13 protein-coding genes are annotated in these 13,143 nt (G+C 57.9%); 11 read left to right on the top strand and 2 right to left on the bottom strand.

Features of this window, described 5'->3' with window-relative positions; all coding sequences use genetic code 11:
• Positions 1-49 precede the first annotated feature (49 nt).
• The 8 genes from AC07VR_RS06010 to AC07VR_RS05975 all read left to right on the top strand — a co-directional run bounded on the left by AC07VR_RS06010 (position 50) and on the right by AC07VR_RS05975 (position 6,173).
• Positions 50-514 (top strand): translation initiation factor 2, encoded by a 465-nt coding sequence (locus AC07VR_RS06010; protein WP_495010698.1) that lies wholly within the window; start codon positions 50-52, stop codon positions 512-514.
• Between the two features lie 169 nt (positions 515-683).
• Entirely contained in the window at positions 684-938 is a 255-nt protein-coding gene (locus AC07VR_RS06005) for a YkgJ family cysteine cluster protein (RefSeq protein ID WP_495010697.1), read from the top strand.
• Positions 939-979: 41 nt separating this feature from the next.
• A complete protein-coding gene (locus AC07VR_RS06000; protein WP_494993959.1) occupies positions 980-1,588 on the top strand; it encodes an START domain-containing protein in 609 nt (202 codons plus the stop codon).
• A gap of 305 nt (positions 1,589-1,893) precedes the next feature.
• Complete coding sequence (locus AC07VR_RS05995) at positions 1,894-2,154, top strand: hypothetical protein (protein ID WP_494994080.1); 261 nt, start codon at positions 1,894-1,896, stop codon at positions 2,152-2,154.
• 191 nt (positions 2,155-2,345) lie between these two features.
• Positions 2,346-2,687 carry a ribonuclease E inhibitor RraB gene (locus tag AC07VR_RS05990; RefSeq protein WP_493061445.1) on the top strand — a complete coding sequence of 114 codons (342 nt, stop codon included), beginning with the start codon at positions 2,346-2,348 and terminating at the stop codon, positions 2,685-2,687.
• Positions 2,688-3,000: 313 nt separating this feature from the next.
• Complete coding sequence (locus AC07VR_RS05985; RefSeq protein WP_494993957.1) at positions 3,001-4,410, top strand: circularly permuted type 2 ATP-grasp protein; 1,410 nt, start codon at positions 3,001-3,003, stop codon at positions 4,408-4,410.
• 12 nt (positions 4,411-4,422) lie between these two features.
• Positions 4,423-5,373, top strand: a complete 951-nt coding sequence (locus AC07VR_RS05980) for an alpha-E domain-containing protein (protein ID WP_494993956.1) — start codon at positions 4,423-4,425, stop codon at positions 5,371-5,373.
• The gene (locus tag AC07VR_RS05975) at positions 5,370-6,173 is read left to right on the top strand and encodes a transglutaminase family protein (protein ID WP_494993955.1); all 804 of its coding nucleotides are present in this window, start codon (positions 5,370-5,372) and stop codon (positions 6,171-6,173) included. The genes AC07VR_RS05980 and AC07VR_RS05975 overlap by 4 nt, the downstream gene beginning before the upstream one ends.
• 105 nt (positions 6,174-6,278) lie before the next feature.
• Here the strand turns inward: AC07VR_RS05975 and AC07VR_RS05970 are convergent, their stop codons facing one another.
• Positions 6,279-7,085, bottom strand: coding sequence for a c-type cytochrome (locus tag AC07VR_RS05970; protein WP_494993954.1), 807 nt, complete (start codon positions 7,083-7,085; stop codon positions 6,279-6,281).
• A gap of 728 nt (positions 7,086-7,813) precedes the next feature.
• Between AC07VR_RS05970 and AC07VR_RS05965 the strand changes: the two genes are divergently transcribed.
• The 3 genes from AC07VR_RS05965 (at position 7,814) to AC07VR_RS05955 (ending at position 12,026) form a co-directional block, all read left to right on the top strand.
• Positions 7,814-9,019 (top strand): acetyl-CoA C-acetyltransferase, encoded by a 1,206-nt coding sequence (locus tag AC07VR_RS05965; RefSeq protein ID WP_494993953.1) that lies wholly within the window; start codon positions 7,814-7,816, stop codon positions 9,017-9,019.
• 25 nt (positions 9,020-9,044) lie between these two features.
• A complete protein-coding gene (locus tag AC07VR_RS05960; protein ID WP_495010696.1) occupies positions 9,045-11,189 on the top strand; it encodes a 3-hydroxyacyl-CoA dehydrogenase NAD-binding domain-containing protein in 2,145 nt (714 codons plus the stop codon).
• Between the two features lie 108 nt (positions 11,190-11,297).
• Entirely contained in the window at positions 11,298-12,026 is a 729-nt protein-coding gene (locus tag AC07VR_RS05955; protein WP_495010695.1) for an amidotransferase, read from the top strand.
• A gap of 115 nt (positions 12,027-12,141) precedes the next feature.
• On the opposite strand, the gene AC07VR_RS05950 is transcribed toward AC07VR_RS05955, so the two are convergent.
• Entirely contained in the window at positions 12,142-13,113 is a 972-nt protein-coding gene (locus AC07VR_RS05950; RefSeq protein ID WP_494993950.1) for a magnesium and cobalt transport protein CorA, read from the bottom strand.
• Positions 13,114-13,143 lie beyond the last annotated feature (30 nt).

Below are 13,143 nucleotides of genomic sequence, written 5' to 3'. Positions count from 1 at the left end.
GTTCAACAAGCGAGCATATGCCACCTCTGCCGTTAGTGCTGTAGTGCCTATGAAAGCGATTTTTCCTGTTGGTTGGTTGTTAGTCTGCTTATTGAGTGTCTTCAATAACGTGACGGTGATGGCGGCTTCCAGCCAGGACAAGCCGGTTGTGGCTGCCTCCACGGCGAAATCGCAGAAGCCTGCATCGGTAAAAAAGCACGCGCCTGTCAAAAGGCGTGCGCCCATCGCTTCCAAGTCAAAGCCGGCAAGTGAAGTAGTGCAAACCCCGTTGCCTGCGGTCAATCTGGACTTGAGCCTGCCGCAGGATATGGTCAGGGATTTGCAGCCCCCGGGTGCACTGCTGCAGACCAGGCGTCAGCCGTTACTGCCAAAGTTGTTTGGCGCAAAACCAAAGTCGGACAGTCCGTTTCAGCTCAACGGTCGCTTGCTCAACAATGAAATGGGGTTGCAGCTACGTAATGAAGAGCGTCGCGAGGTCGAAGGTGCCGCGCTGGATTTCCAGTTCAAACAGTAAGTACAAACACCTTGCTGTGACCCACGGTCTTGACGCTTTGTCGGAGACTGGTCAGTCACGGCTGTTTGAGTGAAAAAACCACGGTCTGGCTAATTTCAAACGGCTGTTTTAGCGGGTACTCTATTGCTCGTCATTAAACACTTTGGCCGTCACGAGGAGTTTGTTCGTCATGAATTGCCGTGAAGGCTGTGGCGCCTGTTGCATTGCCCCTTCCATCAGTTCACCGATCCCCGGCATGCCCAATGGCAAAGCCGCGGGAGAACGTTGCGTGCACCTTACTGCCGAGCACCTGTGCGCCATCTTCGGGATGCCCGAGCGGCCGGCGGTCTGCGCGGCTTTTCAGGCGGATGTCGAGGTGTGCGGCAGCAGCCGTGAAGAAGCTATCAAATTGTTGGGTTGGTGGGAGCAAATGACGGCGGCTTAGTGTTTTCAATGTACGGAACTTCAACAATAAGGAATAAGACAATGGGTTCGCTGCATCGAATGGCTGTGCTGTGTGGTTTGACTGTTCTGCTGGCCGCAACGGCTCAGGCCGAAGATTGGCAGACTGCCAAGGATGAAAACGGGATCAAGATTTCCCTGAGTGAAGTCGCCGGCTCCCAATACAAGGCCTATCGCGGCGTGACGATCATGAAGACCTCCATCGCCAAACTGCGTGCCTTGCAAGAGGATGTCTCAGGGGCGTGCGCCTGGATTCATGAGTGCAAATCGCAGAAACTGCTCAAGCACGAAGGCGATCAGAGCTGGACCTACACTCAGTTCAGTCCGCCCTGGCCGGTTACCCCACGCGATTCGGTACTGCACGTCACCACAGTCGAAGGCGCCGATGGCAGCCTGACCCGCAAACTGGAAGGTGTGCCAACGTATATTCCTGAAGAAAAGGGTTTCGTGCGGGTCGCTCAGGTCCAAGGCTTCTGGAAGTTCGTACCCAAAGGCGCAGATCAGATCGAAGTGACCTACCAGGTTCACACCGAACCGGGCGGCAGTGTGCCGTCGTGGCTGGCCAACAAGTTCGTCGTTGACGCCCCGTTCAACACTTTGAAGGCGCTGAAACAGCGCGCTGAAAAACCATAAGGTCTTGAACCGGTTGCTCTTTGAAAGAAGGTCGCCTGTTGGCGTAATGCAGTTCAGTTAAGCGAATGTGGTCCACTGTAGGAGCGAGCTTGCTCGCGATGGTCGTTAACGATAACGCGTGTTTACTGGCTAAACGCGGCGCACTTAAGTCCATCGTCGGAACGCCGCCCGGAGCAAGCTCGCTCCTACAACTGCCTTAACTGACCGGCATTACGCCTGTTGGCGGCCTTCTTTATGCAAAGTCCCTGAGTGCTGTGGGTGGAACGATGCTCACTGCTCAAGGTCGAGATGATGTAAGCCCATCCATGGGTTTTATCGAGGAGGCACCAATGCAAAAGTGGGAAGTCACTTTCGTTGATGATCATGGTGTTCAAACCGTCGAGCAGTTTGACTGCGAGCAAGAACCCACCATGGAGCAGGCTGCGCACTTGATACTTGCAAAGTTGCTGCCAGTCCCGGCCGAGCTCGATCTCAATGATCTGGAAGGCCGTATCGATGACCCCACGGTCAAAAGCCTGAAAGATCAGTACAGCATTCAAATCCTCGATATCACCCCGGCTTCTTGAGGCTCTGGCACAGGGGCTGGCTTCGCGCTACTCTGCAATCGAGATCAGCGAATGAATCGCTAAGGTCTGGTCTCTTGTCAGCTACATGCTTGTTTCCCGGCGGCAATCTTATTGTCGTATCGCTTTCACCATTGTGGTTGCGAGCGCAGGGAGTACGGAAAGTCTATCCATCAGTTTGAGGAGGACGTTTCATGAGCACAGCCTATCAAGAAGACATCAGCAGCAGCGTGCTGCGCCGCATGAAAGAGGGCGGTTTTGATTTTTCACGATTCCATCCCATCGAGTTCTACGCCATTTTCCCGGATGAGGAGCGGGCGCGCAGGGCGGCAGGACATTTTCGCGGTGAGTCATTGAATGCTCAGATCAGCGTGCGTGATGACGGGGCCTGGCATCTGGAGCTAAGCAAGGTGATGTATGCCACCTACGGCGGCATCGGTGACTTCGAGCAGGATTTCGAGGCGGTGGTCGAGCCTCTGGGCGGGATTATCGAAGGTTGGGGCGTGAAGCAGGAGGTACGAGGGTTACTCGCATAACACCTATGAACAGCATCAACACTCAGCATCGGCTGACCTCAGGGTCGGCCGATTTCGTTTGTGGCTGTTGGAAGATCAAAAGATCGCGGATTATCCAGAGGTTCACGCGTGCAGCGAAATCAAGTCTGACTATGCTGGTGATAGCTATAGGCATTGCTTCGCAATGAAGCGGGGGCGATCGAGTTGGGGCGTTTGCTGCACGGGAATGGTGCGACACCTGCCGGGCTATTATCCAACTGATTGATATTAAAGCGTTTATGCCGCTGGCACGGGCCTTGCGAAGCCTTGGTGTCCGGGTGACAAGGAGTACGGCATGATCCGCACCTATTTTGATGAGATGTATGATGCCGGCGGCCAGGTCCGTCCGCATTATCGGGAGTTCGCCCGTTGGTTAGCCGAAACGCCTGACGAGCTTTTGGCACAACGGCGACGCGAGGCCGATCTGCTATTTCATCGCGCCGGTATTACTTTCACACTCTATGGTGATGAGCAGGGGACGGAGCGCCTGATTCCCTTTGACACTATTCCCCGAAGTATTCCCGCCAGTGAATGGCGGATCGTCGAACGTGGCTGCATCCAGCGGGTCAAGGCGTTGAACATGTTCCTCGCCGACCTCTATCACGAGCAGCGCATCATCAAGGCCGGCATCATCCCGGCCGAGCAAGTGCTGGCCAACGAGCAGTATCAGTTGGCCATGCAAGGGCTGTATCTGCACCGCGATATCTATTCGCATATTTCTGGCGTCGACCTGGTGCGTGACGGCGACGGCACCTATTACGTGCTCGAAGACAACCTGCGCACGCCCAGCGGTGTCAGCTACATGCTCGAAGACCGCAAGATGATGATGCGGTTGTTCCCCGAGTTGTTCGCTGCCCAGCGCATTGCGCCGATCGATCATTACCCCAACCTGTTGCTCGACACCCTGAAAAGCTCCAGCCCGCTGGAGAACCCCAGCGTAGTGGTATTGACTCCCGGACGCTTTAACAGCGCGTTCTTCGAACACGCGTTTCTGGCTCGGGAGATGGGCGTCGAACTGGTCGAGGGGGCTGATCTGTTCGTGCGTGATGACCGTGTGTTCATGCGCACTACCGACGGGCCGAAGGCCGTTGATGTGATCTATCGTCGTCTCGATGACGCATTCCTCGACCCCTTGGCGTTCAATCCCGACTCGATGCTCGGCGTGCCCGGTCTGTTGTCCTCTTATCGCTCTGGCAATGTAGTGCTGGCGAATGCCATCGGCACCGGTGTGGCAGACGACAAGTCGGTCTATCCGTTTGTCACCGACATGATCCGTTTCTATCTGGACGAGGAGCCGATCCTCAAGAACGTGCCCACCTGGCAATGCCGCAAACCCGAGGAGCTGTCCCACGTGCTGGCGAACCTTCCCGAACTGGTAGTCAAGGAAACTCAAGGTTCCGGCGGTTATGGAATGCTGGTGGGGCCCGCGGCGACGGCGGCGGAAATCGAGTCGTTCCGCGCGCGGATCAAAGCCAAGCCTCACGCCTACATCGCCCAACCGACCCTGTGCCTGTCGACCTGCCCGACGTTTGTCGAAAACGGCATCGCCCCGCGCCATATCGACCTGCGCCCGTTTGTCCTGTCTGGCCGGGAAACCCGGGTAGTGCCCGGCGGCCTGACCCGCGTCGCACTGCGCGAAGGATCCCTGGTGGTGAATTCGTCCCAGGGTGGCGGTACCAAGGACACCTGGGTGGTCGAGGATTGAAGGAAGCCTGCCATGTTAAGTAGAACTGCCTCGGATTTGTATTGGATGTCGCGTTACCTGGAGCGGGCGGAAAACCTTGCACGGATGCTCGATGTCAGTTATTCGCTGTCGTTGATGCCGCAGGACGGCCGTGGTGACGGTTTGCATGAGCTGGCGATGCCGCTGATGATCACCGGTACGCTGGATGACTATCTGGAGCGTCACGGTGCGTTGCATGCTGAACGGCTGCTGCACTTTTTCGCGCTGGACGCGGCCAACCCTGCGAGCATCTACAGCTGCCTGGGTGCCGCACGGGCCAGTGCTCATGCGGTGCGTGGGCGAATCACCGCCGACATGTGGGAAAACATCAATGCCACTTGGCTTGAGATTCGCGGTATCGCCGAACAAGGCCTTAGCCGCTACGGCATGAGCCGTTTTTGCGAGTGGATCAAGGAGCGTTCCCATCTGTTTCGCGGTGCTTCCTACGGCACCATCATGCGTAACGATGCATTTCGTTTTATCCGCCTCGGTACGTTTATCGAACGGGCCGATAACACCCTGCGCTTGCTGGATGCTCGTTACGAAATGGCCGGCGATCAGGCCGAAGCGGTCAGCGACGGCACCGCCCACGCTTACTACCAGTGGAGCGCTTTGCTGCGCGCGCTGTCCTCGTTCGAGGCCTATACCGAGATCTACCGCGACGCGCCCGGTGCGCGTCACGTTGCCGAGCTGTTGCTGTTGCGGGCCGATGTACCGCGTTCCCTGCGTGCCTGTACCGAGGAGATCGACCAGATCCTCGCCAGCCTGCCGGGCACCAACGGTCGACCGGCGCAACGCCTGGCGGCGGAGATAGACGCGAGTCTGCGTTACACCGGCATCAACGAAATCCTCGACGAAGGCCTGCACACCTGGCTTACCGAATTCATCCCGCTGGTGCGCCAGTTGGGCAACGCTATTCACAGTTCCTACCTGGAGGCTGCATGAGACTTTCCATTAGCCACGAGACCACCTATCACTACGAAGATCAGGTGCGGGCGAGCATCCAGTATTTACGTCTGACCCCCCACGACAGCGAGCGTCAGCACGTCCTCAGTTGGCAGCTCGAGCTGCCGCGGCCGGTGCGTGCCCAATTGGACCCGTTCGGCAATATCCTGCATGTGTTGACCATGGACGAGCCGCATGAAGCGATCATCATCGGCGCCCGTGGGCAAGTGGACATCGATGAAAAGCGTGAAGCCGAACATGAGAGCCAGTCGGCGCTGCCATTCCTGCGTTTCACGCGCTTGACCGAGGCGGATGAGGCCTTGCGTGCCTTTGCCCAAAAGCAATGCCGCACACGCCGTGATCGCAGCGGGTTGATCGACTTGATGCACGGCCTTAACCAGCATATGACCTATACACCAGGCTCCACTGAAATCGAAACCAGCGCCGCGGAGGCCTTCGCCGGACGTGCCGGGGTCTGTCAGGACCATACCCATGCGTTTCTCGCCTGCACGCGTAGCCTGGGCATTCCTGCGCGCTATGTGTCGGGCTATCTGTACAGCGAGAACAGTGAACACCTGGCCAGCCACGCCTGGGCCGAAGCCTGGCTCGACGATGCCTGGTACAGTTTTGATGTGACCAATCAACTGGCCAGGCCCGAGCGTCATTTGAAACTGGCGGTCGGCCTCGACTACCTGGACGCCTGCCCGGTACGTGGCATGCGCCGCGGCGGTGGTTGCGAGCAGATGCACGCCAAAGTCTTCGTCTCACCGACGCCGACTATTTCGGTTCAGCAGCAATAAAAGGGGATACCGCATCGCGAGCAAGCTCGCTCCTACATCGCGTTATCTTGTAGGAGCGAGCTTGCTCGCGATGAGGCCGGAACAGGCAACACAAGACTCAAACCATTATGGCTGCTGCTTACGTCCGGCCATATGCTTCAAATACCCCACCAACAAGTCCAGCTCCGTATCCGGTAGCACGGTTGCGGAGAAGCCGGGCATTTTCGCCTGTGGCCAATGGCGCAGGCTTTGCGGATCGCGGATATAGCGTTTGAGAAAGTCGGCACCGAAGTATTCGGTAGGGTTGAACGGGATATTCAGGTCAGGACCAAACTGCGCGTCACCCGCGCCGTTCAGACGATGGCAGGCCAGACAGTTCTTCTGGAACAACGCAAAACCCTGATTCACCGGATCACCGGGCACCAGCTTCGGATCAGGGCGCAGGGCCGGGAAACGCTCGGAAACGGCGGCCAGTTTTTTGATACTGGCAACCTGGAAGGGCCATTGTTCAGGGCTGATCTGGCCGGCTTGCGGGTTGAGCCAGACCAGATAGAACGGCCCGGCACTTGGCTTGCCCTCGGCCAATGGCGGCCAGGGTTTCTGTGGGTCTTCCACCGCGAGCCAGGCCTGAGCACCGTCGCGATTGAGCAACGGCGCGGCGGCCAGCTCGGCGGCAAAACCGTCAAGCGCTACTGCTTGCAGATGGTCGTCAGCGTTGATGCCAGTCAGCAATGCCGACAGAGGCACGGCGCGATAGCTCATCTCTCGCTTGTAGGAAACATCGTCAGAAACTCTGATCGTCCGGGTTTGAGGGTGCTTGAGCAATTCCTCGGTTTGCCAGGTTCGACTACCCGCACCCAGGTCCAGGACCAGTTGTGCGGCGTACAGGGGCGTGCTGAGCAGCAAGGCCCAAAGCAAAATGAAAGGTTTCAATTGATCGCCGTAATGTCGTCAGAAATTTCGTCGCCCGGCAGGATGTCCTGGGGTGGGGAGACGTGATCGACCACGGCGCACTTGAGCTTCCGGATCTTGCCCAAAGGTTGGCACACAAGCGCCTGCCCCGGTAGTGAACCGGGGCACAATTGTAATGCGGCGCTGTAAAACGGCCACACCTTTAGCCGATCACTCTGGTGAGGTTCGGCAAGATGAGGATCAGTGTGGTGGCGAATAGAATGAGCCCGGCCTGACGTACTTTCGATTGTTTGAACATGGCTGACTGCCTTTTTTGTTATGTCCTGAGCGTCAAATGCTTGCCTGCATATCTCCATGACGGCAAAGCGTTGTACTTCCTTTCTGAGGAGGGTCTCGGCAAAGCCCGACGACCACCTCCTACGGTTTACCTTAGGGGCCGCATTGCACTTGGTTTAGATCCATTTCGTATCAACCATTGGCTAAACGCTTTAAAAAAGGCATGAGGTTTATTGCCAGTTGCTTGGCCGCCCTTTGGCTAGACAGTTCCGTTGCTCAATCCTCGTTTTCAATTAGCTCGCTACCGTTCGTCTGAGCGTGACCGTCAAGGTCAGTGAGCGCTTCGGTCATTGAATCCATCGCTGCTGCGCGTAGGGTCTGTTGATGTTTGGTGACGATTCGCCACCAAACATCAACAGACCCTAATGTGAGAACTCAGCAATTACTCACCTGTACTGCGGTTCGAGGACGTCATGACTGAAGCTTTGATTTTCGATGCGTTACGCACGCCCCGTGGCAAAGGCAAGGCCGATGGCGCCTTGCACAGCGTCAAGCCAGTGAACCTGCTGGCCGGGTTGCTGAGTGCTCTGCAACAGCGCACGGAACTCGATACCAGCCAGGTGGATGACATTGTGCTCGGCTGCGTGACGCCGGTCGGTGATCAGGGCGCCGATATTGCCAAGACTGCCGCCTTCGTTGCCGATTGGGAGGTGAGCGTGGCCGGCCTGCAAATCAACCGTTTCTGCGCTTCGGGGCTGGAAGCGGTCAATCTCGGCGCCATGAAAGTGCGCTCCGGGTTCGAGGATCTCGTGGTGGTGGGTGGCGTCGAGTCCATGTCGCGTGTACCGATGGGCAGCGACGGCGGTGCCTGGGCACTTGACCCGCAAACCAACATGCACAGCCATTTCGCGCCCCAGGGCATCGGCGCGGACCTGATCGCCACGCTTGAAGGCTTCAGCCGCCAGGATGTCGACACCTTCGCGCTGCACTCCCAGCAAAAAGCCGCACGGGCGAGGGCGGACGGTTCCTTCAAGAAGTCGTTGATACCGGTGCAGGATCAAAACGGCATTATCCTGCTCGATCACGATGAGTTCATCCGCGCCGGCTCCACGCTGGAAGGCCTGGGCAATCTCAAACCCAGTTTTGAAATGATCGGGCAAATGGGCTTCGACGCTACGGCGTTGCGGGTCTACAGCCATGTGGAGCGCATCAACCATGTCCACACCCCAGGCAACAGCTCGGGGATTGTCGACGGTGCCGCACTGATGCTGATTGGCTCTGAATCCAAAGGTCGCGAGCTGGGTTTGCAGCCGCGCGCGCGTGTGGTCGCCACGGCGGTCATCAGTACCGATCCGACCATCATGCTTACCGGTCCCGCCCCGGCCACCCGCAAAGCGCTGGCCAGGGCCGGGTTGCGGGTCGAAGACATCGACCTGTTCGAGGTCAACGAGGCCTTTGCTTCGGTCGTGCTGAAATTCATCAAGGACATGGCCATCGACCCGGACAAGGTCAATGTCAATGGCGGCTCCATCGCCATGGGCCACCCGCTTGGCGCGACCGGTTGCGCGATCCTCGGCACCTTGCTCGATGAACTGGAAGTGCGACGCCTGCGCTACGGCCTGGCGACCCTCTGTGTCGGCGGCGGCATGGGTATTGCCACCATCATCGAACGCCTCTGAGCCCTGACATCAAGGAAGCACTTTCATGACTGATGCTATCCGTTACGAAATAGGTCAGGACCAGATCGTCGTCCTGACTATCGACCTGCCGGGCCAGACAGCCAACACCATGAACGCAGTCTACCGAGATGCCATGGCCGCCAGCGTTGCACAGCTGGTAGCCGACGGAGAGTCGATCGCCGGGGTGATCATCACCTCCGCGAAGAAAACCTTCTTTGCCGGTGGCGACCTCAATGAACTGATCAAGGTGGGCAAGCCCGAAGCCAAAGCCTTCTACGACATGGTGCTGTCGCTCAAAGGTCAACTGCGCACGCTGGAGACCTTGGGTAAACCGGTGGTTGCCGCGATCAACGGCGCGGCGCTGGGCGGTGGTTGGGAGATTTGCCTGGCGTGCCATCATCGGGTGGCGCTGGACAGCAAGTCGCTGCAGATCGGTTTGCCGGAAGTGACTCTCGGCCTGCTACCGGGCGGCGGCGGTGTGGTGCGCATGGTGCGCATGCTGGGGCTGGAAAAAGCCTTGCCGTACCTGCTTGAAGGCAAAAAAGTCACACCGCAACAAGCACTGCAGGCCGGATTGATTGATCAGCTGGCAGCTGACCGCAATGAACTGTTGGCCAAGGCCCGGGCGTGGATCGTCGCCAACCCGGCGGTCAAGCAGCGCTGGGACATGAGTGGTTACCAGATTCCCGGTGGTACACCGTCCCATCCAGAAGTGGCGCAGATGCTGGCCATTGCGCCGTCGATCCTGCGCAGCAAAACCTATGGCTGCCTGCCGGCTCCAGAGAAAGTCCTCTGTGCGGCGGTGGAGGGCGCCCAGGTCGATTTCGACACTGCGCAATTGATCGAAACCCGCTACTTCACCGAGCTGACCACCGGCCAGGTGGCGAAAAACATGATTGGCACTTTCTGGTTCCAACTCAACCAGATCAATGCCGGTAGCTCCCGGCCACAAGGATTCGCACCCTATGTGACACACAAAGTCGGTGTCCTCGGCGCGGGCATGATGGGCGCCGGGATTGCCTACGTCAGCGCCGTGGCCGGTATCGAGGTGGTACTCAAGGACATCAACCTCGCTGCCGCCGAAAAGGGCAAAGCGCACTCGGCGGCGTTGCTCGACAAAAAACTCGCTCGCGGGCAACTGACTGCCGAGCAGCGGGAAATCACCCTGGCGCGAATCAAAACCACCGAGCAGGATGCTGACCTGGCCGGTTGCGACCTGATCATCGAAGCGGTGTTCGAAGATCGTGAGTTGAAAGCCAGGGTTACGTCCGCTGCGCAGCGCGTGGTCGGTGCCGATGCGGTCATTGCGTCCAACACGTCTACCTTACCCATCAGCGGCCTCGCCGCTGCCGTGCCGCAGCAGGAAAAGTTTATTGGTCTGCACTTCTTCAGCCCGGTAGAAAAAATGCCGCTGGTGGAAATAATCAAAGGGGTCAACACCAGTGATGAAACCCTGGCTCGCGGTTTTGATTTCGTACTGCAAATCAAGAAAACCCCGATTGTGGTGAACGACAGCCGTGGGTTCTTTACTTCGCGGGTGTTCGGCACCTTCACCAACGAAGGCATCGCCATGCTTGGCGAAGGCATTTCGGCACCGATGATCGAAACCGAAGCGCGCAAGGCCGGGATGCCTATTGGTCCGTTGGCGATTTCCGACGAAGTATCCCTGAGCCTGATGAGCCATATCCGTCAGCAAACCGCCAAGGATCTGCAAGCCGAAGGGAAACCGCTGACGCAGCATCCGGCCTTTGCCGTGATCGATCTACTGATCGATGACTACAAACGCCCGGGCAAAGCGGCGGGTGGGGGGTTCTACGACTATCCGGCCGGGGGGCCAAAGCACCTGTGGCCGGAGTTGAAAAAACGCTTCGAAAAAGCCGACGCTCAGATATCAGCGCAAGACGTACGAGATCGCTTGCTGTTCGTGCAGGCCATCGAAACCGTGCGCTGTGTGGAGGAGGGCGTGCTGCACTCGACGGCCGACGCCAACATCGGTTCGATCTTCGGCATAGGCTTCGCGGCCTGGACCGGCGGCGCGTTGCAGTTCATCAACCAATACGGCCTGAAGGACTTCATTGCCCGCGCCCGGTACCTGGCCGAGCAATATGGCAAACGTTTTGCACCGCCGGCATTGCTGTTGGAGAAAGCGGCTCAAGGGAAGCTGTTCTGACCGAAGGTTCCCGACTGCCCGGCGGTACGTTCCGGGCTTGCCTTGCAACGGCATTTCAAGGCAGGCTCAAACGTGTGCACTATCGCCTAATCGTGTCAGGTACTTCTTATGTCGTTACGCATCTGCATTCTGGAAACCGACATCTTGCGTCCAGAACTGGTCGATCAATATCAGGGTTATGGGCAGATGTTTCAGCGCCTGTTCTCACAGCAACCGATCGCTGCCGAGTTCACCGTCTACAACGTGATGCAAGGCGACTACCCCAGTGATGATTTGAGTTTCGATGCCTATCTGGTCACTGGCAGCAAGGCCGATTCCTTTGGCACTGATCCGTGGATTCAAACCCTCAAGACTTACCTGTTGGCGCGCTACGAGCGTGGCGACAAGCTGCTGGGCATCTGCTTCGGCCATCAGCTGCTGGCGTTGCTGCTGGGCGGCAAGAGCGAGCGCGCGACCCAGGGCTGGGGTGTCGGTACCCACAGCTACACATTGGCCGCCAAAGCGCCGTGGATGAGTCCGGTGGTCGAAGAGCTGACCTTGTTGATCAGTCATCAGGATCAGGTCACCGCGCTGCCGGAAAACGCCACGGTGATCGCCTCCAGCGATTTTTGCCCGTTCGCCGCCTATCACATCAACGATCAGGTTCTGTGTTTCCAGGGCCACCCTGAGTTCATCCACGACTATTCGCGCGCGTTGCTGGAGATCCGTCAGCAGCACCTTGGCGAGCAGGTCTACCAGAAAGGCGTAGCCAGCCTGGCCCATGAACACCACGGCGCCACTGTGGCAGAGTGGATGATGCAATTCGTTGCCCATAAGCCGAAGGCTGAATCCGCTTAAGCCCCTGTAGCCGCTGCCGCAGGCTGCGATAAGTCCCGTAGGGGCTTTTGCGGTTCGAAAAGCACGCCCGATCCTCGGTCGATCGCAGCGTGCGGCAGCGGCTACAAAAGAGCGCTTACAGCCACCCCGACCGCTTGAAGCTCGCCCACAACGCGACACAACCCACCGCAATAAACCCCATCACCGAAAAATAACCGTAGTGCCAGCTCAGCTCAGGCATGTTCTGGAAGTTCATCCCATAAATCCCGGCTATAGCCGTCGGGAGCGCCAGAATCGCCGCCCAGGCTGCGAACTTGCGTTGCACCACGCTTTGCCGCGACGCCTCCAGCAACACACCGATCTCGATGGTCTGGCTGGCGATATCGCGCAACGTTGCCAGGTCTTCCATCTGCCGTGTCACATGAATCTGCACGTCGCGGAAGTACGGGCGCATACTTTTGTCGATAAACGGAAACGTCAGCTTCTGCAGTTCTTCGCTGATCTCTACCATCGGCGCCGCGTATCGGCGCAAGCGCAGCAAATCCTGGCGCAAGCCATGCAGATTCTGGATATCGCGTTCATTCAGTGAACTGCTCAGCACGTTGCGTTCCAGCTCATTGATTTCGGCATGAATCGCCTCGCTGACCGGCTGATAGTTTTCGATGACGAAATCGAGCAGGGCGTAGAGCACAAAGTCTTCGCCATGACCGAGCAACAGCGGTCGCGCCTCGCAACGTTGACGCACATGGGCGTAGGACGCCGAATGGCCGTAGCGGGCGGTGATAATGTAACCCTTGCCGGCGAAAATGAGAGTCTCGATAAACTCCAGTTTGCCCTCGTGGCGAATTGGCGAGTAAATCACGATAAACAGCGCGTCACCGAAGGTTTCCAGCTTCGGTCGGCTGTGTTTTTCCAGGGCGTCTTCAATGGCCAGTTCGTGCAGGTTGAACTGTTTTTGCAGGCTGGCCAGCTCTTGAGGGGTGGGCTCTTCCAGGCCGATCCAGACGAAATGGTCAGGTTTTGCGGCCCAGACACTGCCTTCATCGAGGGTGATGTTGGTGATTCTCTTACCAGCGCTGTAAACGGCAGCAGCAACGACTCTACCCATAATGGTTGTCCGCTTTTTATTATCAAATGG

This window comes from Pseudomonas sp. GW821-FHT02H09 (assembly GCF_059421425.1).
Note: the sequence above shows the minus strand (reverse complement) of the source record. Positions and strands in the feature narration are given on the sequence as shown.

Excerpts from the sequence above, each read along its gene's own strand:
- AC07VR_RS06010 (WP_495010698.1), top strand. The coding sequence starts at position 50 with ATGAAAGCGATTTTTCCTGTTGGTTGGTTGTTAGTCTGCTTATTGAGT.
- AC07VR_RS06005 (WP_495010697.1), top strand. The coding sequence starts at position 684 with ATGAATTGCCGTGAAGGCTGTGGCGCCTGTTGCATTGCCCCTTCCATC.
- AC07VR_RS06000 (WP_494993959.1), top strand. The coding sequence starts at position 980 with ATGGGTTCGCTGCATCGAATGGCTGTGCTGTGTGGTTTGACTGTTCTG.
- AC07VR_RS05995 (WP_494994080.1), top strand. The coding sequence starts at position 1,894 with ATGGGTTTTATCGAGGAGGCACCAATGCAAAAGTGGGAAGTCACTTTC.
- AC07VR_RS05990 (WP_493061445.1), top strand. The coding sequence starts at position 2,346 with ATGAGCACAGCCTATCAAGAAGACATCAGCAGCAGCGTGCTGCGCCGC.
- AC07VR_RS05985 (WP_494993957.1), top strand. The coding sequence starts at position 3,001 with ATGATCCGCACCTATTTTGATGAGATGTATGATGCCGGCGGCCAGGTC.
- AC07VR_RS05980 (WP_494993956.1), top strand. The coding sequence starts at position 4,423 with ATGTTAAGTAGAACTGCCTCGGATTTGTATTGGATGTCGCGTTACCTG.
- AC07VR_RS05975 (WP_494993955.1), top strand. The coding sequence starts at position 5,370 with ATGAGACTTTCCATTAGCCACGAGACCACCTATCACTACGAAGATCAG.
- AC07VR_RS05965 (WP_494993953.1), top strand. The coding sequence starts at position 7,814 with ATGACTGAAGCTTTGATTTTCGATGCGTTACGCACGCCCCGTGGCAAA.
- AC07VR_RS05960 (WP_495010696.1), top strand. The coding sequence starts at position 9,045 with ATGACTGATGCTATCCGTTACGAAATAGGTCAGGACCAGATCGTCGTC.
- AC07VR_RS05955 (WP_495010695.1), top strand. The coding sequence starts at position 11,298 with ATGTCGTTACGCATCTGCATTCTGGAAACCGACATCTTGCGTCCAGAA.
- AC07VR_RS05950 (WP_494993950.1), bottom strand. The coding sequence starts at position 13,113 with ATGGGTAGAGTCGTTGCTGCTGCCGTTTACAGCGCTGGTAAGAGAATC.